Raw genomic sequence first — 25,246 nt, 5'->3', positions numbered from 1 at the left:
TTAAATATTGAATCACGGACGCTATGATTATTTGCGAGGTGAATCTTCAAGTTGGTCCGTCAAGACCGGTAGAATATGACGATACTCTCTACAGACATTCTTCAGTTCCTCCGCGCAACGGGGCCAGAACACGATAATATTCAACAGGAGATGGTTTCGTACGCTGAAAAAGAGGGCTTTCCAATTATCGGCCCTGAATCCGGCGGTGTACTCAGACTGCTTGCCCGACTCACGAATGCAACACGTGTATTTGAGTTTGGCTCCGGCTACGGTTACTCGGCATACTGGTTCCTTCAAGGGATGGATGACGGTCGTATTGTCCTTACTGAATTTGACGAAGATGAACTAGAAATGGGCCGTGAGTTCTTTGCTCGTGCTGAACTGACTGCGCATGTCAGTTTTGAGCATGGGGATGCAATGGAGACGATCGAACGCTATGATGGGCCGTTTGATATCGTCTTGATTGATCATCAAAAACACCGATACGCAGAGGCGTTTGAACGTGTGAAGCCAAAACTCTCTCCAGGTGGTATTGTGATCGCGGATAATATTATGTCTGGACCGATCGATTTCGATCGGTTACGTGGTTACATGGCTGGAGAGCAGGGGCTCCCGGATCCAGCAACTGACAAAGAAACCGAAGGTATCGGTCGGTATTTGAAAACAGTTCGAACTGATGCTGCGTTCGAGACGATCGTCCTCCCGATTGGATCCGGGATTTCGATCAGTATGTGTGTGAACTGAGCGGAACCCAATTCGTGTCGAAGAGAGGGTGAACCGATTAGTTCTCTTCTTCTTCCTCTTCTTCCTCCTCTTCAGGTGCTTCTTCTTCTTCCTCTTCTTCCTCCTCTTCCTCCTCTTCCTCCTCTTCAGGTGCTTCTTCTTCCTCCTCCGCACCAACTCGTTGACCATCGACCGCATCTTCAACAAGAGCGATTCCAAACTCTTCATCCGAATCGCTTGCCTCAGGATCGAGATAGCCGACTGCGATCGCCGTGTACACTGTGCCACCCTCAAGTGTTACGTCAACGGTTGCAACAGCGTCTTCGAGATCACCATTTCCATTCTCATCTTCTGGTGCGTCTTCCTCTTCTTGTTCTTGCTCATCCTCCTCTTCTTGGTCTTGCTCTTCTTCTTGTTCTTCTTGCTCTTCTTCTTCTTCTTCAGCACCGTTTGCTGCTGGTACCACACCAAGGGTGTAGTCGCCTGCCGGAGCTTCTGCATACTCTGCTTCAGCGAAGTCAAGTCCTTCAACGAGTGGGCCAACACCTTCAGCAACAATGTCAACTGCGGGTGCATCAGGTGATGCGTGCAGGACACGGGCACGGGAATTATCCGCACCTGGATCGCTGTTATCATCTTCGTACACTGCTACCTCAAACGGTTGGGTTGCATCATCAGCTAGTTCGCCGAGTGCGACAACAGTGTAGTCCATACCGTCTTCAACTTCGACTTCGGAGTCGAAGACGATTGTATCTGGATCGTCAGATGCAGCAACGGTGACCTGGTATGAACCACCAGGTAACCCTGCATATTCAGAGACCTCCCTGAATGCAAGCTGCTCGATTACTGGCTCACCATCAACGCTTACATCGACAGCAGGTGCGTCAGGGGATGCGTGCGCAACACGGAGTCCCGCGTCGCCATCTTCCTCCTCTTCTTCTTCAGTCTCTTCCTCTTCCTCTTCCTCTTCTTCTTCAGTCTCTTCCTCTTCTTCTGTAGGGTCTTCCTCTTCTTCCTCAGTTGGATCTTCTTCTTCTTCGGTCGGATCGACACCGTTGCCGTTGCCGTTTCCGTTACACCCTGCAAGGGCTCCGATAACAACCAAGCCACCAGCCGTCTTGAGTACCGCTCTACGTCGTGGATTATTCATGTCGCTACAGACTAACAGTTGCTCCGAAGATATGTTAACTTTTTTTCATATTTGCTGACTATCAAAAAAGGAAGATACTCGTGTTTGTAGATTAGTCGGCAGTGAATAACTCTCTGTTCTGATCGACTTTTGGTTTTGGTAGCAGTTCTGCAAACCGCTGTGCAGCAAGCCATTCAAGCAGTTTAACGAGTTGTTCCGTTGCCGCTTCAAAGAGTGTTTCACCAATCTCTGGAGTTGCATCTGTCTGATCTCCGAACACACCGTTTGTTACATTATCAATTGCATCATAATACACTCTCGCACCGTGTTTACGTCCAGTTTGTGGGGAAAAACTAACAAGGCCACCATCACGTGCGGATTCCAACTTATTTTCGCGCACAAGTTCATTCGCGATATGCATGATCATTGCCGTCTCTTTTGGTCCACCATGTGGTCCGTTATGTTCAAATACGTCGTTGACAAGGTCCGGAATTGACTCATCCCACATCCACTCAATTGCATATGCAACCTCATCATCTCGAAGCGTTCGTCCAACCTCACGGAGGTGCGGTATGTTTCCACCGTGTGCATTGACAAACACCACCCGATCGATCCCATGGTATGTTAGATTCCGAACGAGGCTTTCCATATACGATCGAAACGCGGGGCCATCAACCCACATCGTCCCGTGGAACTGTCGGTGGTGTGGACTGACACCGATATTGATTGTTGGTGTGCAGAGATAGCCAGTTCGATCGGCAGCTTCACGCGCGAGTGCTTCAGCAATGAGGTGGTCGGTTGCAAGTGGGAGGTGCGGCCCATGTTGTTCGGTAGAGCCAAGCGGGACGATTGCGATCGACTCGGTTGCAAAGTAGGAGCCGAGTTCTGGCCATGTTTTGTCTGCAATATACATACGCAGTAGAAGAAAACCACATAGATGAAGCTACTCCTTGCCGTAGTCAGTGTGCCCGTAGTTCGCCATACTTTTCCTGCCGGACGCCCGACGTAGCGATATGTTTGGAGGAGGCGGAATGAACCCGCGGAAGATGCAACAGATGATGAAACAGATGGGAATCGACGTCGACGAGATCGACGCCGAGCAGGTTGTTATTACGACAACCGATGGCGAAGAGATCGTCTTCGACGCACCCCAAGTCACACAAATGAACGCACAAGGAACGCAAACCTACCAAATCGTTGGCGATCCAACAACTCGCGAGGCATCCGACGATGAGCCTGCAGAAGAGAGTGCACCCGCTGCAATCCCTGCAGACGATATCCAGATTGTTGCGACGCGGGCAGGCGTCTCCGAAGACGATGCGCGCGCGGCACTCGAAGAAGCGGACGGCGACCTCGCAGTGGCGATCGCTAGCTTCGAGTGATCGTCCTCGTTCACGGCGACAGAGAGTACGTCCGAGCACCTGGTGAGGAACTCCAAACCGACCTCGGCGTACTCACTGTCCCCGAAAATGTCGAGCCGGGAGACACACTTGAGACACATCTCGGCACAGAGTTTACCGTTCGGCGGCTCCGCGGCCCGGACCTGTTCAATCACTTAGAACGGACGGGCGCACCAATGATGCCGAGAGATATCGGACTTGTAATTGGGCATACTGGTGTTGAATCGACCGATCGCGTACTTGATGCAGGAACCGGTACCGGTATTCTCTCGTCCTATCTTGGCCGGCTTGGTGCAACAGTCACCACGTACGAACAGAATGCCGAGTTCGCGGAGACTGCTCGCGAAAACATGCGTATCGCCGGCGTCGAAGAGAACGTGACGGTTCGATCGGGGAACATTGTTGAGAATGTTGACGCACTAATTACAGAGGGACCATTCGACGTACTGACGCTCGATACGGGTGATGCACCCGACGTTGTTGCACATGCGTCGGAGCTACTGTCCGCCGGTGGCTATCTCGCGGTGTATTCACCATTTGTTGAAAATACCAGAGAGGTCGTAACTGCGGCACGAGACGCTGGGTTATCTGATATCCAGACGTTGGAGACACTCCAACGGAAGATGCAGTTCGATGACCGTGGTTCACGACCGTCGACACGGGGTGTGGGTCACACTGGCTATCTAACATTTGCACGCAACGAGTAACAGCGTCCACCTATTCGTCTGTGCTCGTCTCACCGACAGCACTGAACAGTGCAAACAGCATCTCTCTGTCACGCTCAGGATCGGTGAGTGAGTCTCCCGTACTGTGTGATACGTCAGTCGGAATCGCAACCGGGTAGACACCGCCACCAATGTAGTATGTCGAATCCATTGTCCACACGACAACAAGTCCCTCAAGCGGGATCGTCGTTCCATCAACTCGACAGCGCGCACCGTATCGAATGCAGGTCCCATCGTGGGATCCAACTTGAACTGATTCTGTCCGTCGTTTAGTGACTGCGTCAAGTCCACGCTCTTGAAGCCGATCGGTAAACCCATCTGCCGCACCACGCCGGACAATCCGATCGAGAAGTGCCGATGGACGAGTGTGCGGTGTCATCTGTATTCGGCTCACAAAACAGAATCGCCAAACGGTATCGATTCCGGTTGCATCTTGAAACGTTGCAGCACCCGCTCGATCTTCAAAGACCGTAGTGTATGCCGCAACAGTCACAACTGGGGTCTTGAACGGATATTCGACTCCCTCTTCGACGCACTCCCACCCGGAAAATCGATCAATCGGCACATCAGGTGCAGGTGGATCGGTGCGCATTGGCAGTGCTGGATACGTTAGTGATCGTCTTCGCGCCACTTGTGGTCGCACTCGACACACGTGAAGAATCGAGTTTCGGACTCATCAGCCGATCGAATCTGTTTCATTTCGTAGCGGGCGCGATCGTGACCACATGATGGGCAGATTGTTTTGGTTGTTGGGCCAATCTCGGATTTATCAACATCCGACATGTCAACAACACCCTCCTCATCAGACTGACTCTCGGTTGTCGCCTCTTGGAATGCTTTCTCTTTTGCACTATCTCGTGGCTTCTCGAAGCTACAGCTCCCGCAAACCCAAACATCACCATCTGTCTGCATCATCGAACCGCATTCGTCGCAGAATTCCATAGCAGGTTTCACGTCCGCAACGATACTTAAGAGCGGGGATTTCGACTGGGTTATGCGTCACCGTCAGACTGTCCTGGCTCGCCGAGTGCCTCGATCGGCATCACATTATTAAGTTCTGTGTATAGATCACCAGGGCTTCTAAACTGGTCGGCAGGAATCTGTTCAACGAGGTCTCCAAGATTCTGTTCACCATCTGCGAGAAGTACAGTTACATCATCAAACGCTTCAACAGCCGTCTGATGGCTCACTGGGTAGGAAATCTCTGTCAATACGTTTTGTAGCCTGCTCAATTTAACATTATCTTCCATGTATGTTACATCTGCGTCCAAGCTAATCAACTAAGCGGCCGATTACTCACCGCTTTTTTGTCGGCGCACATCCCCGGATTCACAACACCCATACTGATTCATTTCTAACTAGCTAATAATGGTGGTCGTTTAGTGGCTGGTGCGCTTTTGTTTGGCACCGATCGTCGGGTCGTTATTCTCGCACTGGCTCGAATGGTCGGTGCGATCGGGAATTCGTTTCTTATTGTTGTCCTCCCGCTTTTTATTGTAAGTGATGCGGTTGATATTGGCACACTCCTTAATACGTCGGTAACGGTCGGAAACACAACTGTGACCATGACTGAGCCAATCCTCATCGGGGTTGTGCTCTCGCTGTTCGGCTTTTTAAACAGTTTCTCACAGCCGTTTACCGGCAGATGGTCCGATCGGAGAGCACAACGGAAACCCTTCATTCTCTTTGGGATTGCGCTGTTAGGAACCGGAAGTTTGGGGTTCGCGTTTGCCTCGGATTATATTTCGATCGTATTGTTGCGCGCGATGCAGGGGCTTGGTGCTGCATTCATCGTTCCTGCAACGGTTGCGCTTGTTAACGAGTACGCAGCGTCAGCGTCCGATCGTGGAGGAAACTTCGGCGTCTACAATACGTTTCGGCTAATTGGATTTGGGTTTGGACCAATTTTAGCCGGGATCATCATCGAGTTAGGCCCATACGCAATTCCGGGGACGGATTTCGTACTGTCGGGGTTCAACGCGGCCTTTGTTGGGGCATTCGTGGGTGCATTCACGAGTTTTATTCTTGTTTATATATTTGTCAACGACGCGGATGATGTCGAAGAACCAGCATCCGATGATATCTCTATTCGGATCCGTGGTGAAGATCGGCTCCTTGATCCGGTGTTTACGCTTGGGCTGGCCACAATCTCAATGGGAATCTGTATTGCGCTGTTTGCAACGCTCCAAAACGAGATAAATGAACTTCTTAATCAGGGTCCCGTCCTGTTCGCAGCACAGTTTGGTGCAGTTACAATTGCGAACGTTCTACTGCAGGTTCCGATCGGCAGAGCATGTGACCGGTATGGTCGCCGACCATTCCTTGTTGTCGGGTTTATAATCCTGATTCCAGCAACGCTGCTGCAAGGAATTGTAACCTCTTCCGGAGTGATGGTCCTCGTTCGGCTAGCACAGGGTGTTGCTGTGGCCCTTGTGTTCGCCCCATCGCTCGCGCTTGCCGGTGATCTTGCAAAAGCAGGTCAGTCTGGTTCCACGCTTTCGATCCTGACAATGGGCTTTGGTCTTGGCATTGCGATCGGCCCGCTTGCATCCGGCTTCCTTGTGACCTTTGGACTCATTGCACCATTTGCGGTCGGGGCGTTTTTGGCCCTGTTAGGATTTATTGCGGTGTACACACAGGTGGAGGAGACCTTAGATGTAGAGGCTGCAAAGGAACGAAGAGCCACAGCGACACAAGACTAATTGCTAGCACGTAGCTATTTGAAGCACATTCTCGAAGATGGCATATGACCGATCGGTATGACGTTATTGTGATTGGCATTGGTGGTATGGGGAGTGCAACAGTCGCACACCTTGCAGCCAGGGGCCAAAACGTCTTAGGGCTTGAACAGTATGACATCCCACATACTCACGGCTCCTCACATGGGGTCACCCGAATTATTCGAAAGCCACAGTATGAAGACCCAGCATACGTGCCGCTCGTCGAGCGTGCATATGAACTGTGGCGATCGCTGGAGTCGGATTCCGGCCGTGACCTGCTTCACATTACAGGCGGGCTTGATATTGGAACCAAAGAAAGCAAGGTGTTCTCCGAAGCCCGCCGATCCTGTGAGGAGCATGACATTGCATACGACGTGTTGGATGCGGATACGGTCAATACTCGCTTCCCTGGGTATGCTGTTCCCGAAGACCAATATGCAATCTACCAGCCCGAGGGTGGATTTGTCGTTCCTGAGCAGTGTATCATTGCACATGTTGAATCTGCGATCGAACACGGTGCAACGATCAGCGCTCGCGAACCGGTGACTGCATTCGAAGCGACTGAGGATGAGAGCGTGAGGGTAGAAACAACAAAAGAAACGTATGAAGCCGATCGGTTGGTTGTGACCGCAGGTGCCTGGGTTCCTAAACTGATTCCTGAAATCGCATCGGTTGCTGTACCTGAGCGACAGGTGCTTGCATGGCTGCAGCCGAACGAGCCTGCGCTGTTCGATCAGTCATCGTTCCCAATATTCGTCCATGAGGTCGAGGGTGAACACTTCTATGGCTTCCCTGTGTATGATGTCCCAGGATTCAAATTCGGAAAATTCAACCATCGAAACGAAGTCGTTGATCCAACACAGTCACTTACTGAGCCAACAACGACGGATGAAGAACTGCTCCGATCGTACGCTAAGACGTATTTCCCATCAGGTGCAGGCCCCACAATGCAGTTAGCAACCTGTATGTTTACCAATACACCTGATCAGCATTTCATTCTCGATCGCCACCCTGAGTTCCCACAGATCACGATTGGCGCTGGATTCTCGGGTCATGGATTCAAGTTTGCAAGCGTCATTGGCGAGATTCTGGCGGATCTCTCAACCAGTGGCGAGACAACACACGACATTGGCCTGTTCAGTCTCGATCGGTTTGCCGAGCAGCTGTAGCACCGCTTACTCGAACTCCGGATCACGTTTCTCAACGAACGCCTCCATCCCTTCGCGCTGATCATGCGTTCCAAACAAGCCGCTCCATACTCGTTTCTCGTAGGTGAGTCCGGCATCCAATGTTGCCTCGTGTGCCATATTTAACGTCTCTTTGGCTGCAGCAAGCGCAAACCGTGGTTTTGCTGCGAGCGTCTCCGCCATCTCCGTCACATGCGAATCGAGTTCATCATGTGCAACAACCTCACCGACAATACCATGTTCGTATGCGTCCGTTGCGTCAATCCGATCGCCAAAGAAGATGAGTCGACGGGCAGTCTCATCACCAACAAGCCGTGGGAGTCGCTGGCTGCCGCCCCAGCCAGGAATAATTCCGAGATCAATTTCGGTCTGCCCCAAAACGGCACGTTCGCTCGCAACACGCATGCCGCAAGCGAGTGCAAGTTCACAACCACCGCCGAATGCATAGCCGTTTACGGCGGCGATCGTAGGGGCAGGAAAGGTCTCAAGTGCATCGGCTACTCGGTGACCAAGCGCTGCGTATGATTGAGCCTCCGCAACCGAAAGCGATTGCATGTAGCTGATGTCCGCACCAGCGATAAATGCCTTCTCACCAGCACCAGTAAGAACCAGTGCCCGAGTATCTTCTTGTACGGACGCAAGTGTCTCGGCAAGCGCCTCAAGCGTCTCAACGTTTAACGCATTGAGTTTGTCCGGACGATCGATTGTGATGGTTGTCACGCCAGCCTCGGTGGTCTCGACAGTTAGTGTGTCAGTGGTCATCGCTACTACTGCGGAACTCACTGCGGGAAAAGAAAAGCGTTCGCGTCAGACCGATCGTTAGTGGTGGTGACCGGTCGCTTCGGCGAGCGACACACCGAAACGTGCTTCAAAGAGCTCCTCAGCTTTTTCATTCATCTCAACGAGGTCTTCTGGTGTGTCTCCTTGGGAGTGATGGGCGAGTGCATGGGCGTGCTGTGCAAGCGCTTGGAGCACGATGTCACTGATGACTTTCGATGGTTCCTCACCCTGCTCTGCGAGGGTGTCAACAAGTCCTGCTGGAAGGTCAACTGTGTCGCTGTCTCCGTTCGGTCCTTCGACGGTGTATGTTTCGGTATCAACCATATGTCAGGGTCGGATTCAAGACGTAAGGAGTTGTGGAAATATCTTATTAATCAAGCAGTCAGAATTGTGTATATTCATTTTGCCGCTCTTTGAGATTGGCAAGAAACGACTCTGGGAGCGAATCAATTTCGCCTGCCTGGACGCGCCATAATTTCGCATAGATGCCATCGTGTGCAAGCAGTTCATCATGGCCGCCGCGCTCAACGATTTCACCGTTATCCAGCACACAGATCGTCTCCGCATTCTTAATCGTCGACAGCCGATGTGCAATGATGAAGGTCGTCCGATCGGTTGCGAGTCGATCGAGGCTTCGTTGGATGAGCATCTCCGTTTCGGTGTCGACTGCGGAGGTCGCCTCATCCAAGATGAGTATCTCCGGATCTTGGAGTACGGTGCGGGCAATCGAGAGCCGTTGTTTCTGGCCGCCGGAGAGTTTGACACCGCGCTCTCCAATCCGAGTGTCATACCCTTTTGGAAGCCGTTCAATAAATTCGTGGGCCTCCGCGGCCGTTGCAGCAGCCACCACGTCAGCAAACTCGCTGTCGAATCGGCCGTACTCAATATTTTCTCGGATCGTTCCATCAAAGAGATACGTCTCTTGGCTCACATAGCCGATCGACTCTCGAAGGCTCTGTACAGTCAGCGATCGGATATCGTGGCCATCAACACGTATCTCTCCATCTGTGACATCATACAACCGCAGCAGGAGTTTCAAAAGTGTAGACTTGCCTGCACCTGTCGGCCCAACAAATGCCGTTGTTGAGCCAGGGTCAACAGTGAATGATGCGTTTTGGATGACGTACTCGCCGTTCTGCTGGGTCGATCCATTCGTGTTGAGATCGAACGCTTCGGCTGCAGATGCATACCGAAATGAGACGTTTTGATACGTTACCTCGCCACGAGGGTTTGGTAGGTCGATCGCATCTTCATCGTCAGTGATCCGAACCGGAATATCCATGAGCCCAAATACCCGTTCGCTCGATGCTTTTGCATTCTCGTACTGGTCGATGATATTTGACACCTCAGCTAACGGCGTGACAAACCGCTGTGTCATGAGGATAAACGTTACAAAGACACCAACAGTGAGCTCACCGGTGAGCGGTCCGGGTGGCCCTTGGAATATCCAGACACCGCCGACGATGAACGTCACGGCGAACGATAATCCTGCAAGGAGTTCCATCCCTGGGCGATAGATGTAGTTGAGTTTGAGAATGGTCATCGTCTTTTCAAAATATGACATCGATGCGGATTCAACACGCTCAGCCTCATACTGCGCCGTATTTGAGGTTTTTACAAGCTCCACCCCCGAAAGGGCATTCTCAAGTCGAGTGTTTAGATCACCAACACTGGCACGTTGTTCGACGTACCGTGGCTCGACAACGTGCATGAACCAGAGTGTGAATAGGACGATCGCAGGGATAAACACCAGCGTAATAAGTGCAAGTTGCCAGTTGAGATAGAACAAGATTCCAGCAATCCCGAGTACCATCACACCAAGACGTGCGGAGTTCTGCAGTGCGTTATCCAAAAACACCTCAAGATTTGATGCGTCGTTGTTGAGCACCGAGAGCACTTCACCCGTCTGCTTGTCGTCAAAAAATGTCATATCGAGCTGTTGCATCTTCTCGAAGCTATCGGTACGAACGTCATGCATCACACGGTGGGCGAAGTTGTTTGCTGCCACGCCGTAGATCCAAGTGAAGATGCCAGTCACAACAAATGAGCCAACAATTAACGCAACAGCAAACTGAAACTGGCCTGCTTGGGTCGCAGGAATCCATGCCTGTGGAACAAATGGGAGTGTGAACGGACTTGTCTCATTGAATATGGCATCGATCGCGACACCAAGAACAAGCGGTGGGAGCAGACTGGCGACCCGAGCGATCACGTTTGCAACCATTCCGACGGTAAACCACTCAATCTCTTTGAGGCCGTATTCCTGAAAGAGCCGTAACAGTGGCCGATCGACCCGTTCACGATAGGCGTCAAAAACGTTGTCGTCGCGACGGTCACTACTCATTGTCTGTGTTCCACACTCAGGATAGTAGTAAGCGACGGAGTCGGCAGGACGGGCAGTGAACAATTAAGACAGTCTCGTCCAAACGTGAGGCGTGGACGAACTCACTGTTAGTACCGTTGTGTACGAGTCACCGGAGACGATCTATGAGTTTCTTCGAGATTTCCCCGGCTATGCACAGTACTCCGAGCATCTCCAAGCGGTCCGGACACTCCAAGGTGATGGCGGTCCAGGAACGCGCTATGCGCTCCGATTCTCATGGTGGAAGCTGACGTACACTGCCCACTCTGAAGTGACCAATGTAACACCGCCAACGGTGATTGACTGGAAAATAATCAAGGATATTGATGCACATGGTTGTTGGCGAATTGAACCGCTTGATGAACTCCCTGCAGATGCACCAGCAGGTGCAGAGCATGCTTGTACAGTGATTCTTGACGTAACGTTTGATCCGCACTCTGCGGAGTCAGATGCGTTGAATCTTCCGCGGCTGGTGTCGATCGGCTGGGTAATTAAAAAAGCAGTTCCGCTTATCAGAAAAGAGGCAGAGCGTGTGTTCACCAGCGCAGTCGAAGATATCGAGGGCGAGCGCCGATCGGTCTCACTTGATGTGACGACGAACTCCGACCATCTCAAACGCTGACTGGACGAGAAGTTAGTTCTCTACGGCACTGGCTGCGCGAATAATCGACTCTTCACCGAACTGTGGGCCAATGAGCTGAAGTCCAACTGGAAGCCCATCTGCCTCACCTGCAGGGACTGAAATTGCCGGTAGATTTGCGAGATTAACAGGTACGGTGTTTGCATCCATCAGATACAACTGGAGCGGATCCGAGAGGCTTTCACCGAGTTTCGGTGGGAGAACGGGCATCGTTGGGGATGCAAGGACATCGACATCCGAAAATGCGTTGTCAAAGTCCTGTCTGACCCATGCACGGGCATCCTGGGCCTTCTTGTAGTATTTGTCGTGATAGCCAGCTGAAAGCGCATATGTTCCAAGCAGGATCCGACGCTTTACCTCGTCACCAAATCCTTCCTCTCGGGCGTCCGCAAACGTTTCGTTCCAATTGCCATCATAGCCACCAGAGAGTCCATAGCGAACGCCATCAAATCGAGCGAGGTTCGAGGATGCTTCCGACATTGCAATGACGTAGTACGCTTGGACGGCGTGCTCAAGCGACGCAAGCGAGACATCGATCGTCTCTGCACCTTGTGACTCAAGCGCTTCGATTGATTGCTCAACCGTCTCAACGACACGTTTATCAGCACCATCAAACAGCTCGCGAATGACACCGATCGTCATCCCTGAAACGTCTCCATCTGCTGCATCAGCATACGCGGAGTTGTCACCCTGTGATCGTGTGGTTCCATCGTGTGGGTCTTGCCCGCTAATGACGTCGAGTAAGCGTGCGGCGTCTTCGACGGAGTTTGCGAGCGGGCCAATCTGTTCAAGGCTATTCGCATAGGCGATTAGGCCATATCTGGAGACAAGCCCGTACGTTGGCTTAATGCCTACAACGCCACAGAATGCGGCAGGGTTTCGAACAGAGCCACCAGTGTCAGACCCAATTGCGAGGTCTGCTTTTCCAGCAGCGACTGCAGCGGCCGATCCACCGGAGGACCCGCCAGGGACGCGCTCTGGATCGACAGGGTTCTTTGTTGGACCGAACGCCGAGGTTTCGGTGGTGCCACCCATACCGAACTCATCCATATTTACTTTGCCGACGATCGTTGCACCGGCGTCTTTGATTTTTGAGACGACGGTGGCGTCATAGGGAGGGACGTATGACGCAAGCATGTTTGACCCACAGGTGGTTGCAACGCCTTCTGTTGAGATGTTATCTTTGATCGCGATTGTCATCTCCGAGAGGGGGCCATCAGCTGCACCGTCGATCTGTTCCTCGTTGAGAAAGATATTGTAGCTCATGAGACGTTTGGCCCCTTGAAGAATCCATCTTCAGTCTCGGTTGCGTTTTGGAGTGCCTCGTCTTGTGAGAGGCCATCCGTTACTTCATCGGGGCGCATTACGTTGACAAGTTCCGCTTCACGATCGATGGAAGGAACCTCGTCAAGTGCATCAAAGTACGATAGAATGTCACCGAACTGCTCTGTGAATGTTTCGACATCCTCTTCATCGAGATTCACGCGAGCAAGATCGGCGACGTGTCGAACTGCATCAGCATCGACAGGCGAATCGCTCATATTATTCACTCAACCGTGCATGGCGAGTAAGGGTTTCGGATCGATTGTTATCAGTATATGAGGTAATCCAAAGATACTAATTTATTGGCGGATGTTGAGCGTCAAAAAGTGCAAGCAGGCGACGACCTTGTTTATCATGATTTTCACCCCGCTCCCGTCTTGCAATTTTCAGCACTTATTCCAGTGAATATATAACATACTATTAAGTGGTTTCAGCCCCTTAATAGAAGTACATGGAACAAGGTACGAGATATATCTACCTGAAGGTTCCACCCCACCCAATATATGAGTGAGAACGTTCGACGTTTCACCGATCAGCGCACTGCAACTCGTAAGAAAGACACAACCGAACGGTCAAAGAAAGAGGACGTTCGATGTCCTGAATGTAGCGGACAGCTTGCGACAGATACAGAACATGGCGAAACAGTCTGTCGAGACTGTGGCTTAGTTGTTCAGGAGGACGAGATTGACCACGGTCCAGAGTGGCGTGCGTTTGATTCGAGCGAAAAAGATCAAAAAAGCCGGGTTGGTGCCCCCACAACCCAAATGATGCACGATAAAGGACTGTCAACCAACATCGGCTGGCAGAACAAAGACGCCTACGGAAAGTCGCTCTCATCACGACAGCGACAAAAGATGCAACGACTCCGAACATGGAACGAGCGCTTCCGGACTCGTGATTCCAAAGAGCGCAATCTCAAACAGGCCCTTGGTGAGGTCGATCGGATGGCATCTGCGCTTGGCCTTCCAGACAACGTAAGGGAGACTGCATCGGTAATCTACCGACGAGCACTCAACGACGATCTGCTGCCTGGCCGATCGATTGAGGGTGTCGCAACAGCCGCACTCTATGCCGCGGCCCGACAAGCAGGAACACCACGGAGTTTAGATGAGATTGCCGGCGTCTCTCGAGTTGAAAAAGACGAGATTGCGCGGACATACCGATACGTTGCTCGTGAGCTAAAACTTGAGATTAAACCAGCAGATCCTGGGCAATATGTCCCTCGGTTTGCGTCCGATCTCGGGCTCTCGGATGAGTCCGAACGACGAGCACGCGACCTTCTTGAGACGGCCAAACAAGAGGGGATTCACAGTGGTAAATCCCCTGTTGGTCTCGCGGCTGCAGCAGTGTATGCGGCATCCCTTCTGACAAACGAGAAGGTAACACAGAGCGAAGTGAGCGATGTTGCAAACATTAGCGAAGTAACAATCAGAAACCGGTACCACGAGTTGCTCGAAGCCGAAGAAAACGTACGCGTTTGACATCTTCCCCGCCCTGAAGGGCGAGTTTTTGCGCCTGCTCATCCCATACTATCGATGCTGATCGGAGCAGCCTTGTCGCCCGATCGGTCCTCCCTATATTATCTCGAAACCGGTAAATCACTACTCCAGTAGCGTTAGGTATGGAAACAACACGCCATTTTACTGCAACAACATACATTGTAAACGATGGTGCGACTGCACTGCACCTTCATGACCGGCTTGGAATAACAATTCCACCTGGGGGCCATGTCGACCGCGACGAGCTCCCACACGAAGCTGCGCTTCGAGAAGTCCGTGAAGAAACGGGCCTCAATCCGACACTAATCGACGATACCACAACGATCCCTGCACCGGCAGGAGAGACGCTTCCTGAACCACGGCATATGATGCTATACGATATTAATGTGCACTCGAATGGTACTGTCGGTCATCAACATATCGATCACATCTATTTTGCGGTGGTTGAAAGTCGAGATATTGACCCACCTGCAGGCGAAGCAGCCGCAGACGTGTGGGAGTGGTATACGCCAACAGAGCTACGAGAACGTGACATTGACACAGATACAGCTACAATCGGCTGTGAGGCAATTAGTGTCGTTGATGAGGCACTGTCCTCGAACTAATACATCGGGTTACAATAACGATCGAATGTACTGCCCAACATGGTCGTCCATTCGGCGTTTGAATCCGGCTTGGCGGGCAAGCCGATCGAGTTCTCGACTCACGTATGTTCCGTACTGAACCGCCTTCTTGTCTGCAGTATATACTGGTTCTGGAAGATGGTCAGCAGCAATCCGTCGAAGCGCGATTTTTCGCTCGCTCGGTGTCGCAAGCAGTGACGCGGGAAGGCCAAGTGCTGCGACAATGACTCTGTCGTGTAGGTATGGTGTCACCGGTTCAACACCAACCGACCGGAGTGTCAACACATCCCGTTCAAGTTGCGCAGGAAGCGTGCCAATACTCTCTCTGATTGCACCTCGGACCGTATCTGCGTTGACACGGTGGTCATCTGCCGGAGAAACGTGTTTTGAATAGCCACCAAATAATTCATCAGCTCCTTGTCCGAGTGCAAGCCGATTGTAGCCATCACTGTGTGCTTTTTTTGCAACGAGATACAGTGGCAGTGCAATGGCGATATCCATCGGGTTCGTCCGGTTTATTGCGGTCGCAATGCGTGGAATTGCACGGATCAGATCATCATGGGTGATTTCGACAACAGTAAGCGACCGTCCCATCGAATCTGCAGCCTGCTTGGCTTTTTCAACATCGTGTGAGCCTTCAAATCCGACCACATAACATGGGGCGTCTTGGACGGCTGAAGCGACGAGTGCTGAGTCAACACCACCGGAGAATGCAACTGCAAGGTCGCGCTCAGCAACTGCGCTGATTGATTCACCCACCGCATCTGTGATTCGATCCATGGCTACCGGTTCGGAGTGCGCTGGAAGTTGCGGGAGCGTCCAATGTTGGATATCTCCATCGATCGATCTGAGCACTCCCGCAGGGACTGCAATCGGCTCATCAAGTTCTGTCGGAGAGAATGCATACGCTGTTTTTGCTGTCGGGTCAATTGAGTCACGTTCAGAAAATAATGGGCGACGACCCAACACATCACGTGCCAGAACTGGGCCTCGTTTGCCATGTTCAATCCGGCCTGCAAAGCCACCGGATCCGGGAAGCGGGTCGCTACGGTCGATCGCATCATGAATAAATCCCGGCTCTGCACCGTCAACTGCAGTGTGTTCAGTCATCTAAATAGCTCCGAAATACCTCGTGCAACCCGTCGTCTTGCCCCGCCCGCTGCCTGCCGAAAGCTAATGTGCCATGGTGTCCGTTGCCCAATGACGCTTGTTCGCCCAGTTCGAATTGCATCAAGGATTGCAGCCGCGGACTGCTCTTCGGCTCCAACCTCTGTTATGGCTTGTCCAACCATCTCCGAGATATGTGCATCACTCCCTGCGGTCATTGGAAGTCCATGCTCGATTGCAAACTGCTCTGCTTTTCGGTTGGCGAGGCCAGTAAGAAGGCGTGAATTATACACTTCGATCGCATCTGCACTTGCAAGCTGGTCGGTTGAAATGTGTGGTGCGACGCCATGTCTAGATTTCTGGAACGGATGCGGTATGATTGCAATCCCTCCCTGTTCTCTAATCTGGTCAAGCGTTTCATCATACGAAAGCCCTGCAGGAATTTTTTCTGTAACACCTAACCCAAGAATATGTCCGGCCGCAGAAGTGATTTCAATGCCCGGTATCCCTACAAGACCGTACTCTGGTGCAATTGAGGTGGCATGTAAACTCGCGTCAATTTCGTCGTGGTCCGTGATCGCAATTGCGTCGAGCCCAACCGCTGCTGCCTGTTCAAGCAACAGTTCAACAGGATCTCTCCCGTCATGTGAAAGCTCCGAATGGGTATGTAGCTCGACAGTTAACACGATTTACCCTAAGGTAGAGGGGATAAAAAACACCCCGATAAGCGGCAACTTAGTTTGCTCTGAACGACGGAGCGACAATAAGCACGGTGAGGAGTGCAGCGAGTATGACACCGACGCCGTAAATCTGTGTTAGTGGATCTGCCTGTGTCATTTCAAGACCGATTACTGCTGCGCCACCGACTGCGAGGAGGACGCCGATTCCGCCCCAGAGTATGTTATCGTTCATATGTATATGTAGTTTTGATGCACAACAGTTCAAAATCGTATCGGAATTGAGCCGAACGCGAGGTTAGCGGCTAATAGCTCGCTTGATGAACGGCCCAAAGAGCAGTGCAACGATCGCAAGCACGATGAATGGTGAGATCCACCGGCCGTACTCGAATGGGTTGATGAAGATCATCCACGATCCGTCCGAAAGCTGAAGCGATCGATACAGGTTGTCTTCTGCAATATCACCTAACACCACCCCTAACACGAATGCGATCACCGAGTAGTTGTACCGCACCATGTAGAAGCCGATGACACCGAAGAAGATGATCGTAACAATGTCGATCGGGTTCACACGAAGTGCATACGTTCCAAGGAACGACAGCACCACAACCATCGGTATGATGTAGTCGGTGTCGATCTTTGTAAGATATCCGAGTTTTGTCACCATCGTCAATCCAAATGCGAGGATCAACACGTTTCCTGCAAGGAGTGCAAGCAACATGGTGTAGGTCAAAAGCAGGTTTCCATCCGCTTGGAACATGCTTGGGCCTGGACGAAGGTTATGCATTAGCAATCCACCAATGAGGACTGCCGTTGAGGAACTCCCCGGAATACCGAACGAGAGTGCTGGGACAAGCGATCCAGCGACAGTTCCGTTGTTGGATGCTTCAGATGCAAGCACACCCATTTCATTTCCGGTTCCGAATGAATCAGGGTCATCGGAGCTGCGGACCGCTTCCGAGTATGCAACGAAGTTCGAGACCGTTGCACCCGCACCTGGAATTGCACCAACAATCATTCCGATCATCCCGGATTTGACGATCGTAACGGGATGTCTGACTGTTGTTTTTACACCCTCTAACACGCTTCCACCGATCACGACATCGCCCTCTGCAATGCCACCTTCCTGTCCTGCGAGTTTCATCATCTCTGCGATCGCAAACAGGCCGATCAACACCGCAACGAAATCAATGCCATCAAACAGGAGCAGTGAGTCAGCGTAGCGTCGATCGAGCGTCATCGGTGCAGACCCAACAGTTGTGACTAACAGGCCAGTCACACCCGCAAGGATTCCTTTTGCAACCGACCCACGCGTTACGACGGTAATCATTGCAAGCCCGAGCACTGCAATAAGGAATCGCTCAGGCGTTCCAACTGCAAGTACCATCGTAATAAGCAGTGGTGAGAAGAGAATAAGCGCCGTTATTGTGAATAATCCTGAAATCGCGGAGGCAGTTGCAGAGATTGAGAGTGCCTCCGCCGCTTTCCCCTGTTTGGACATGGGATAGCCATCAAACATTGTCGCTGCTGATGAGGATACCCCGGGTGTATTGATTAATACCGCAGCGATCGACCCGCCGTACATCGACCCGCTGTAGACACCAATTAACAAGATAATTGCATCAGCAGGCTGCAGTGGGAGTGTAAGTGGAAGGATGATCGCCATGCCGAGTGGTGGCCCCAAACCAGGAAGGGCACCAACAATGATGCCAATCATGATACCGACAAATATCCAACCCAGTGTAACTGGATTTAATAAGGCTTCAACCGCACCAAGGAAGACTGCAAAGCTCATGGAACTGGGAGCCTCCATTCAGTGTAGAAGCCGATTGCGATATCGCTCGTAATGAGTGAATAAAACGCATATGCGATGACAAAACTCAATATTGTGAGCGAAATCGCGCGGAATTTTTCCATCTTTGCCCAGTATGCGTACAACGCGACAAAGATTGGTGTTGCATACAACATTCCGATCGTAAATGTGAGAACCATATACAACACACAGAGGAAACCAGTTACTGCTGGTCCACGTGGATCGTCAATATCATATGTATATGCTCCTGCTTGTTGTGTCGACTCTTCAGCTGGTTCGTCATCTCCATCGTCGTCTTCATCTTCACCCATAATCGCCTCTTTGCTGCCAAGCTGCATCGGTTCAGCAACAAACGATCGGATCGGCCCTGGAAGGTAGTTTCTGAAGAGAAGAAGGATTGAGAGAACGATCGTTACCCCTGCAGTTACTCGCGGGAAGACTGCTGCAGCCGCAGCGAACTCTGATGCACCAAGGTACATATACGTCGCTGCAGCAAGAAAGAGCACGAGTAACACGTGTTCCATCGTTGGCCGCTCTCGCAGGACAATTTCTCCGACGTCAGCAACAGACTGCTGGACGGAAACCGCTGCCCCTTTTATTTGGTCCATAGTGATATTCGTCGTAGGTCTCTGGTATTAGTGTATGTACAAAAAACGGTTTTGCGCGTCTTATGATTCCTCTTCGACGATGCGGAGGAACTCGTCGAAGCCACCGATTGCAGCATCGACTTCCGATTCGATCGTGTCAACAACTCCGTCCAGTCGTTCTGCAGTTTCTTCCATCGTACCGTACTCAATAATGTTTCCTGTTTCTTCCACCCACTGTTGGGAGTCTTCAGACTCACAGGCCTCTCTGACGGCTTCAGAGATGATCTGTCGTTCTTCTTCAGGTGTTCCAGGAGGTGCAATCTGTGCCTGCAAGAACTCAGTAATCCATGCGAGGCTATCTCCGTAGTTCGTAATGGAGTCAATCTCTGGGAACGTATCAGTGATGTCAACGTCCATCAAATTAACGATGGCTGTTGCTTCTCCTGACTCTTCGGCAGCGACTGCAGAGGTGTTTGTTGCGAATCCTGCAGCGACCTCGTTCGAAATAACTGCTTCTTGAGTTGGGCCACCACCATCATACGCGACGGCGGTATCGTATGCAAGGTCGTAGTTCTCGCGAAGCAGAAGCGTACCCAAGTGGCTGTCACTACCGACGCCCTGGAATCCGAAACCGCTGATTTCGTCATCTGCGTACGCATCTCGAAGTTCACCGAAGTCCGAGATGTCGTGCTGATTGTTGACAATCAGTGTGTATCCGAAGATACCAGCATAGCTGACTGGCTCGAAGTCTTCAACGTCCCAGCCCTCAACCTCTTGTGCACGCCACGTGAAGTCCCATCCTGGTGTGTTTACAGTCCCAAACGTGTAGCCATCTGGGTCTTGACCGTGTAGCCACTCAGATCCCTGCAAACTGCCTGCACCAGGGCGATTGTCGATTTGGACAGATTGTCCAAGCGGGTCCTCCATAAGCGGAGCAAGCTGTCGAGCGTATGCGTCAGTTCCTCCACCTTCTGACCATGGAATCATCCACGTTAGATTTTCGCTTGGGAACTCACCGTTGTCGTCGTCTCCGGTACATCCTGCAAGCCCAGCAATACCCACTGTGCTCATTGCGCCAGTCGTTTTCAGAAAGGTACGTCTTTCCATACCATGTGTCTACAATGGAATTGCCGATTTAAATGTTGCTACTCATCAATCACTGGCAAATATTACTGGACGAATACGAATTATTCTGTATTTTTGTGCAAACATGTGTCGTGTAGGCGCAGCCAGATACAATATTTGAAGGATATTTTAGGAAATTTATTACTATGTACACCATGGTATATGTTATAACAGAGCAGGAGCGATCGCTTCCGTATGGTATTTATTGAGCATCGTGGGGCGGAAGGGCTTATTTTATGGCGAGGGTTTACACAGACATGCAGGCTGCAATTGTTACCGTTGGTGATGAGATCTTGGCAGGTTCGACAGTGAATACGAATGCATCGTGGATTTGTGAGCAGCTTCACGATAACGGTGTACAGGTTGCGCGAATTACGACCGTCCCCGATCGCATCGCAGATATCGCCCGTGTTGTCAACGAATACCAAGCAGCGTACGATGCAGTGATTGTCACTGGTGGATTAGGCCCCACCCACGATGATGTCACGATGGAAGGCGTTGGTGCAGCCGTTGGTCGGTCGATCGAGCCACACACAGACGCGCTAGCATGGCTTGAAAAATCAGGTGGATACAAAGCGTCTAAGCGGAATGAGCAAGCAGCACAGTTGCCTGCAGGCGCCCAGCTGCTCAAAAATGAGGTTGGCGTAGCCCCTGGTGCAATCGTCGATCGAATCTACGTCCTTCCGGGTGTTCCTACCGAAATGAAAGCGATGTTTGAGCAGATTTCCGATGCGTTTGTTGGAACGGAGACGGTAACAGAGACCGTCACGATTGATGAACCCGAAAGCACGCTAGTCGATCGACTAAATGACGTCCAATCGAAGTTCGACGTGTCTGTTGGAAGCTACCCTGGACACTACGTGCGAGTGAAACTCACCGGTGAAGATCCTGCAGTTGTTCGTGACGCAAAAGCGTGGCTCGAAGCACAGTCAAACGTTGTACCTGACGAACAGACTGAATGAGAGGGTTCTATCGGTATAGGTATGCAAGCCACGCAACAGCAAAGAGTACGCTGATCAACAGTACAGCAATGCCGGTTGCCTCAACAGGAAGTGGCCCCATTGGCGCATCCGCGGTAAGTGGAATCATAAAAGTCTGTTACACAACCACCTGTTAAAATCATTCGAGTTCCGGCGAACGTGTCGGTCACGCAACCCACGACGGTTTTTATTACTGCAAAATTGTGTTACAGTATGAAAGTTGGGGTCCTTGTTAATCCGATCGCGGGGATGGGTGGCCGAGTAGGATTAAAAGGAACTGACGGAAAAGTCGAAGAGGCAAAGCAGTTGGGTGCAGAGCCACGGGCACCACAGCGCGCAGCGCGAGCGCTGGACATCCTCCAGCAACGTCGACCAGATGCCGAGATTCTCGCTATTGATGATCCAATGGGTGCGTCGATCATCCGTGACGCCGGGTTTGAGCCAACTGTTGTCTACACACCAAAGGGAGACACAACCGCAAAAGACACGCAGAATGCAGTCAAGATATTTTCCGATGAGGATGTCGCGTTGATCCTTTTTGTTGGTGGCGACGGCACCGCGACCGACGTCGCAGAGCTGCTTGAATCGATCGGGGATACGACGACACCGATGCTTGGCGTTCCAGCTGGTGTGAAAGTGTACTCTTCAGTGTTTGCAGTGTCACCGGAAGATGCTGGCATAATTGCGTCGACGTTCGATCGAACGGAGCGGCGAGAAGTGCTTGATATTAATGAGGATGAGTACAGGCAAGGAGAGGTTCATCCTGAACTTCGAGCGGTTGCAACGGTCCCTGTTGCCGATGACCTACAATCATCAAAACAGCTTGGTGGAGGAACTGTCGAAGCGCTTGCCGCAGGCGTTGTTGATGATATCAAACCAGGGACGACGTACATTCTCGCCCCTGGTTCGACAGTTGGAACGGTGAAAACTGAATTGGGATTTGAGGGATCGCCGATCGGCGTTGATATTTGGCGAGCAGTTCCGGATGCAAACGCCGATCGTGGGTGGACCGGAAAGGTGCTCTGCAAGGATGCAACGGAAGCGGAGATTCTCGAAAATCTTGGTGATCGAAATGTGATTATTGTGTCTCCGATTGGTGGACAAGGATTTGTGTTCGGTCGTGGGAATCCACAGCTCTCACCGGCGGTTATTCGGCGTTGTGAGATCGAAATTATTGGATCACGATCGAAACTCGACGGTCTTCGAACCCTCCGTGTTGATACAGATGATCCAGAGTTGGATGAAACGCTCTCGGGGTGGACAAAAGTTCGTGTTGGACGGTTTGAAAAGCGGATGATACAGGTTGTCTGAGCAGCTAGATCATAATTGTTCCTTGTAGATCTATGTCTACATAACCATGTGTATAGACAAGATTAAGGATATTGGTGCGATACTGGATCACATGGAAACACGGAAGGTCCAACGGCTCGGTCCGTCAACGCTTGCGATGACACTTCCAGCTGAGTGGGCACGGGATCATGGTGTAAACAAGGGTGACGAGGTGTCGATCCGACTCGGTGGGAAAGGGACACTGACTGTCCTTCCAAAATCAGCGCACACAGAGGAGTCAGAGGCGATCATTCATGCAGATAATCTTGATGCAGGGGCGCTTGAGCGAGCGATCGTTGCACAATACGTGCTTGGTCGTCGCGTGATCCATGTTCAAAAACTCGAAGGCGCGCTCGAGAGTGAACACATCAATGCCGTCTACCGTGCAGAAACACAGCTAATGGGACTTGGTGTGATCGAAGAGACACCGGAAGATATTGCAATTCGGTGTTCAGTTGATCCTGAAGATTTTACACTCGATAATCTACTTGAGCGGCTGGAGAACACCGGCAGCACAATGCGTGGTGAAGCAGTGAAAGCAATCGCTCATAACAACCCAGACCTTGCACAACGAGCACTCAATCGTGAGCGCCAAGCAAACAAGATTTTCGTTCTTTTGCTTCGACTGATCTTTACAGCGTACCAAAATCCGAACCTCTGCCGAGCGGTGGGGCTCGAATCAAGCTTCCCACTGATCGGGTACCGATCGGTCGCAAAGAATCTTGAACTCACTGCTGACAATGCTGAAGACATCGCAGACATCGTGCTCGAGGCTGATGGCCACGCACTCAATGTTGACGATGCGACGGTTCGGCGTATTCGTGAGTTTACCGACAAGGTTGATGAACTGACAACACTCGCAGTTCGATCGGTTGTTGAACGCGATTATGATCTGACGATCGATTGTCGACATCTGTTTCATGAGATCTCAAACCGAGAAAAAGAGATCCTTGATGACCTTCCAGAGATGGATAACAAAGATTTACTCCAAATTCGGGAGGTTCTGGTGAGTCTGCAACAGACTGCACAGTATGCAATGCGAAACGCGGAGATCGCGGCGAACCTTGCGCTTAATGAAGAATCAGAACACGTAGAAATTCAGTAATAGCCACTCATACTGGATAGAATGGGTTATGGTCGGCCTGCCCCCCGCTCCCGTGTCTGTGAGTTAGTTTCAGTCGTTGTTTCGGTATTTTGATCGGTTGGTGCGTTCGGCTCACCACGCTCTTCAGAGGAGCCCCTTTGATCAGGTGCGCCCCGTTCGGTGGTATTTTGATCAGTATTGTTATTTGCAGCTGCTGTCGCGCTTCTGTTCTCAGTTTGTGCGGCCCCGCGATCAGCAGACTGTGGCGGCTCTTGTTCAGCGGTCTCGTTTTGTCGATCGTGTCCCGGCGGAGTGGATGTATTTAGGTTAGGCCCAGCCGATGCGTTCTCATCGTTCGGTTGTTGTGGTCCCGGAGTGCCCTGTGGTGGTCCGGTATCGCTTCGTCCACCAGGCCTCTCAGTTGGTGGCCCTGCAATCTCTTGTGCGATCGCTCGGACATCCTGACCTGAGAGCTCACGTGCATTGTCTCGGAGCTGTTCAATCCGTGACTCGTTGGCCCCTGATCGTTCGCGATCGGCCTGTGGAAGATCGGATATGACCGATTCAGATTGGTTGAGTGAGCGTTCGATAGACTGTCTTTCACTCTCAAGTTGTGCAATTCGCGCCCGATATTGTCCATTCGAGAGTGTCCCATTCTCACGTGCGGTCTCAAGTCGCTGTTTCTCTTCTGTGAGTGCAACAAGCCGCTCTTCTGCACGGTCAACGCTCGCTCCAGCGACAGTTGCTTTCTCTGCAGCCGATCGGTTTGCAACGGTTCGGTCAAACGCTCGCTCTGAGACGGTCGATTCAAGTTCGACTTGGTGGACACCAACTACACCGGCGAGCCGCTCACCACTCGAGAGGACGTCAGTATTGTTTTGCGTTTCAACATCATAATCAGACGCAGTCGTAATCACACTCGCCGAAGCAGATGATAATCCTCCAGCAAGGACAAGCCCAGCTCCAAGTAGAATGAGGAGAATCCCAGCGAGGTCATGTCGATCCATGTTCGTCCACTGTGGCCGTACCCGTGTAAATAGCAATGTTACTAAAGCTGAGTTAATACGGATTAAGTGATGATCCGGTCCGAGAAACCGTGTACATCGGGTCTGTGATTTTGTGGTGGAGGCAAAAAATCAGTGTCGAATGAACTAAGTTGATACCACGACTCACTGCGAGTATGACAGCGGGCTCAGTCACGAGCGACAAAGGAATCGGCCTGGGAATGGCATTTGCAGCATTGACACTGATCGGTGCAGTGGTTATGTATGCAGGCGATACACAGTTGTTGCGCGCATGGGGATTCGGCGCAGCGATGATCGCCTCAATAATCGGCGTGGTTGCAATCCACCTCTTTTGGGACTGATTCCACGAGTATTCTGTCGGGCCACAACCGCGAAATTGTTAATATCATCACCATCCAATATGGGACG

General features: G+C 51.5%; 29 protein-coding genes. 12 read left to right on the top strand and 17 right to left on the bottom strand.

Features of this window, described 5'->3' with window-relative positions:
* Nucleotides 1-75: 75 nt before the first annotated feature.
* A complete protein-coding gene (locus AArcSt2_RS09080) occupies nt 76-744 on the top strand; it encodes an O-methyltransferase (RefSeq protein WP_250584085.1) in 669 nt (222 codons plus the stop codon).
* A gap of 37 nt (nt 745-781) precedes the next feature.
* On the opposite strand, the gene AArcSt2_RS09075 is transcribed toward AArcSt2_RS09080, so the two are convergent.
* Together AArcSt2_RS09075 and AArcSt2_RS09070 are read right to left on the bottom strand one after the other, a co-directional pair.
* Nucleotides 782-1,873: a DUF4397 domain-containing protein gene (locus tag AArcSt2_RS09075; protein WP_250584083.1), complete on the bottom strand. Its 1,092-nt coding sequence runs from the start codon at nt 1,871-1,873 to the stop codon at nt 782-784.
* Between the two features lie 91 nt (nt 1,874-1,964).
* Nucleotides 1,965-2,765 carry a creatininase family protein gene (locus AArcSt2_RS09070; RefSeq protein WP_174653797.1) on the bottom strand — a complete coding sequence of 267 codons (801 nt, stop codon included), beginning with the start codon at nt 2,763-2,765 and terminating at the stop codon, nt 1,965-1,967.
* Between the two features lie 100 nt (nt 2,766-2,865).
* Here AArcSt2_RS09070 and AArcSt2_RS09065 point away from each other — a divergent pair, with 100 nt between their 5' ends.
* Together AArcSt2_RS09065 and AArcSt2_RS09060 are read left to right on the top strand one after the other, a co-directional pair.
* Nucleotides 2,866-3,234, top strand: coding sequence for a nascent polypeptide-associated complex protein (locus tag AArcSt2_RS09065; RefSeq protein WP_250584081.1), 369 nt, complete (start codon nt 2,866-2,868; stop codon nt 3,232-3,234).
* Nucleotides 3,231-3,959 carry a tRNA (adenine-N1)-methyltransferase gene (locus AArcSt2_RS09060; RefSeq protein WP_174653799.1) on the top strand — a complete coding sequence of 243 codons (729 nt, stop codon included), beginning with the start codon at nt 3,231-3,233 and terminating at the stop codon, nt 3,957-3,959. The genes AArcSt2_RS09065 and AArcSt2_RS09060 overlap by 4 nt, the downstream gene beginning before the upstream one ends.
* 10 nt (nt 3,960-3,969) lie before the next feature.
* Here AArcSt2_RS09060 and AArcSt2_RS09055 read toward each other — a convergent pair whose 3' ends face one another.
* The 3 genes from AArcSt2_RS09055 to AArcSt2_RS09045 are packed head-to-tail and all read right to left on the bottom strand — an operon-like array spanning nt 3,970 to nt 5,227.
* The gene (locus AArcSt2_RS09055; RefSeq protein ID WP_174653800.1) at nt 3,970-4,569 is read right to left on the bottom strand and encodes a DUF6517 family protein; all 600 of its coding nucleotides are present in this window, start codon (nt 4,567-4,569) and stop codon (nt 3,970-3,972) included.
* A 17-nt stretch (nt 4,570-4,586) separates the two neighbouring features.
* The gene (locus AArcSt2_RS09050) at nt 4,587-4,919 is read right to left on the bottom strand and encodes a transcription factor S (protein WP_174653801.1); all 333 of its coding nucleotides are present in this window, start codon (nt 4,917-4,919) and stop codon (nt 4,587-4,589) included.
* A gap of 50 nt (nt 4,920-4,969) precedes the next feature.
* On the bottom strand, nt 4,970-5,227 hold the full coding sequence (locus AArcSt2_RS09045; RefSeq protein ID WP_174653802.1) for a DUF5789 family protein: 258 nt from the start codon (nt 5,225-5,227) through the stop codon (nt 4,970-4,972).
* 132 nt (nt 5,228-5,359) lie between these two features.
* Here AArcSt2_RS09045 and AArcSt2_RS09040 point away from each other — a divergent pair, with 132 nt between their 5' ends.
* Nucleotides 5,360-6,679: an MFS transporter gene (locus AArcSt2_RS09040; RefSeq protein WP_302928688.1), complete on the top strand. Its 1,320-nt coding sequence runs from the start codon at nt 5,360-5,362 to the stop codon at nt 6,677-6,679.
* Between the two features lie 44 nt (nt 6,680-6,723).
* On the top strand, nt 6,724-7,866 hold the full coding sequence (gene solA / locus AArcSt2_RS09035; protein ID WP_250584079.1) for an N-methyl-L-tryptophan oxidase: 1,143 nt from the start codon (nt 6,724-6,726) through the stop codon (nt 7,864-7,866).
* A gap of 6 nt (nt 7,867-7,872) precedes the next feature.
* On the opposite strand, the gene AArcSt2_RS09030 is transcribed toward solA, so the two are convergent.
* The 3 genes from AArcSt2_RS09030 to AArcSt2_RS09020 are packed head-to-tail and all read right to left on the bottom strand — an operon-like array spanning nt 7,873 to nt 11,008.
* Nucleotides 7,873-8,646 (bottom strand): enoyl-CoA hydratase/isomerase family protein, encoded by a 774-nt coding sequence (locus AArcSt2_RS09030; RefSeq protein ID WP_250584077.1) that lies wholly within the window; start codon nt 8,644-8,646, stop codon nt 7,873-7,875.
* A gap of 57 nt (nt 8,647-8,703) precedes the next feature.
* Nucleotides 8,704-8,988: a DUF7545 family protein gene (locus tag AArcSt2_RS09025; RefSeq protein ID WP_250584076.1), complete on the bottom strand. Its 285-nt coding sequence runs from the start codon at nt 8,986-8,988 to the stop codon at nt 8,704-8,706.
* Between the two features lie 58 nt (nt 8,989-9,046).
* On the bottom strand, nt 9,047-11,008 hold the full coding sequence (locus AArcSt2_RS09020) for an ABC transporter ATP-binding protein (protein WP_250584073.1): 1,962 nt from the start codon (nt 11,006-11,008) through the stop codon (nt 9,047-9,049).
* A gap of 91 nt (nt 11,009-11,099) precedes the next feature.
* Between AArcSt2_RS09020 and AArcSt2_RS09015 the strand changes: the two genes are divergently transcribed.
* Complete coding sequence (locus tag AArcSt2_RS09015; RefSeq protein WP_174653807.1) at nt 11,100-11,648, top strand: type II toxin-antitoxin system RatA family toxin; 549 nt, start codon at nt 11,100-11,102, stop codon at nt 11,646-11,648.
* A 12-nt stretch (nt 11,649-11,660) separates the two neighbouring features.
* Here AArcSt2_RS09015 and gatA read toward each other — a convergent pair whose 3' ends face one another.
* Complete coding sequence (gatA, locus tag AArcSt2_RS09010) at nt 11,661-12,932, bottom strand: Asp-tRNA(Asn)/Glu-tRNA(Gln) amidotransferase subunit GatA (protein WP_250584071.1); 1,272 nt, start codon at nt 12,930-12,932, stop codon at nt 11,661-11,663.
* Complete coding sequence (gatC, locus tag AArcSt2_RS09005; RefSeq protein WP_250584069.1) at nt 12,929-13,207, bottom strand: Asp-tRNA(Asn)/Glu-tRNA(Gln) amidotransferase subunit GatC; 279 nt, start codon at nt 13,205-13,207, stop codon at nt 12,929-12,931. Before gatC ends, gatA begins: the two co-directional genes overlap by 4 nt.
* Nucleotides 13,208-13,492: 285 nt before the next feature.
* On the opposite strand from gatC, the gene AArcSt2_RS09000 reads away from it, so the two are divergent.
* Nucleotides 13,493-14,470, top strand: coding sequence for a transcription initiation factor IIB (locus AArcSt2_RS09000; RefSeq protein ID WP_250584067.1), 978 nt, complete (start codon nt 13,493-13,495; stop codon nt 14,468-14,470).
* A 140-nt stretch (nt 14,471-14,610) separates the two neighbouring features.
* Complete coding sequence (locus AArcSt2_RS08995; RefSeq protein WP_250584065.1) at nt 14,611-15,093, top strand: NUDIX hydrolase; 483 nt, start codon at nt 14,611-14,613, stop codon at nt 15,091-15,093.
* A 9-nt stretch (nt 15,094-15,102) separates the two neighbouring features.
* On the opposite strand, the gene AArcSt2_RS08990 is transcribed toward AArcSt2_RS08995, so the two are convergent.
* The 6 genes from AArcSt2_RS08990 to AArcSt2_RS08965 form a co-directional block, all read right to left on the bottom strand.
* Entirely contained in the window at nt 15,103-16,221 is a 1,119-nt protein-coding gene (locus AArcSt2_RS08990; protein ID WP_250584064.1) for an asparagine synthase C-terminal domain-containing protein, read from the bottom strand.
* Nucleotides 16,218-16,904: a PHP domain-containing protein gene (locus AArcSt2_RS08985; protein ID WP_174653813.1), complete on the bottom strand. Its 687-nt coding sequence runs from the start codon at nt 16,902-16,904 to the stop codon at nt 16,218-16,220. Before AArcSt2_RS08985 ends, AArcSt2_RS08990 begins: the two co-directional genes overlap by 4 nt.
* 49 nt (nt 16,905-16,953) lie before the next feature.
* Nucleotides 16,954-17,130, bottom strand: coding sequence for a hypothetical protein (locus tag AArcSt2_RS08980; protein ID WP_174653814.1), 177 nt, complete (start codon nt 17,128-17,130; stop codon nt 16,954-16,956).
* 63 nt (nt 17,131-17,193) lie between these two features.
* Nucleotides 17,194-18,690 (bottom strand): tripartite tricarboxylate transporter permease, encoded by a 1,497-nt coding sequence (locus tag AArcSt2_RS08975; protein WP_250584061.1) that lies wholly within the window; start codon nt 18,688-18,690, stop codon nt 17,194-17,196.
* Complete coding sequence (locus AArcSt2_RS08970; protein WP_250584059.1) at nt 18,687-19,316, bottom strand: tripartite tricarboxylate transporter TctB family protein; 630 nt, start codon at nt 19,314-19,316, stop codon at nt 18,687-18,689. Before AArcSt2_RS08970 ends, AArcSt2_RS08975 begins: the two co-directional genes overlap by 4 nt.
* Nucleotides 19,317-19,376: 60 nt before the next feature.
* Nucleotides 19,377-20,402, bottom strand: a complete 1,026-nt coding sequence (locus AArcSt2_RS08965) for a Bug family tripartite tricarboxylate transporter substrate binding protein (RefSeq protein WP_250584057.1) — start codon at nt 20,400-20,402, stop codon at nt 19,377-19,379.
* Nucleotides 20,403-20,677: 275 nt separating this feature from the next.
* On the opposite strand from AArcSt2_RS08965, the gene AArcSt2_RS08960 reads away from it, so the two are divergent.
* The 3 genes from AArcSt2_RS08960 (at nt 20,678) to AArcSt2_RS08950 (ending at nt 23,834) form a co-directional block, all read left to right on the top strand.
* Complete coding sequence (locus tag AArcSt2_RS08960; RefSeq protein WP_250584054.1) at nt 20,678-21,382, top strand: competence/damage-inducible protein A; 705 nt, start codon at nt 20,678-20,680, stop codon at nt 21,380-21,382.
* 231 nt (nt 21,383-21,613) lie between these two features.
* Nucleotides 21,614-22,711, top strand: a complete 1,098-nt coding sequence (locus tag AArcSt2_RS08955; RefSeq protein ID WP_250584052.1) for an ATP-NAD kinase family protein — start codon at nt 21,614-21,616, stop codon at nt 22,709-22,711.
* Between the two features lie 91 nt (nt 22,712-22,802).
* The gene (locus AArcSt2_RS08950; RefSeq protein ID WP_250584051.1) at nt 22,803-23,834 is read left to right on the top strand and encodes a phosphate signaling complex PhoU family protein; all 1,032 of its coding nucleotides are present in this window, start codon (nt 22,803-22,805) and stop codon (nt 23,832-23,834) included.
* 26 nt (nt 23,835-23,860) lie between these two features.
* Here AArcSt2_RS08950 and AArcSt2_RS08945 read toward each other — a convergent pair whose 3' ends face one another.
* Nucleotides 23,861-24,820, bottom strand: a complete 960-nt coding sequence (locus tag AArcSt2_RS08945; RefSeq protein WP_250584049.1) for a hypothetical protein — start codon at nt 24,818-24,820, stop codon at nt 23,861-23,863.
* A gap of 173 nt (nt 24,821-24,993) precedes the next feature.
* On the opposite strand from AArcSt2_RS08945, the gene AArcSt2_RS08940 reads away from it, so the two are divergent.
* Complete coding sequence (locus AArcSt2_RS08940; RefSeq protein ID WP_174653822.1) at nt 24,994-25,179, top strand: DUF7525 family protein; 186 nt, start codon at nt 24,994-24,996, stop codon at nt 25,177-25,179.
* Nucleotides 25,180-25,246 lie beyond the last annotated feature (67 nt).

This window comes from Natronocalculus amylovorans (assembly GCF_023638035.1).
Taxonomy (GTDB): domain Archaea; phylum Halobacteriota; class Halobacteria; order Halobacteriales; family Haloferacaceae; genus Natronocalculus; species Natronocalculus amylovorans.
This window is presented reverse-complemented; position numbering and strand designations above follow the sequence as displayed.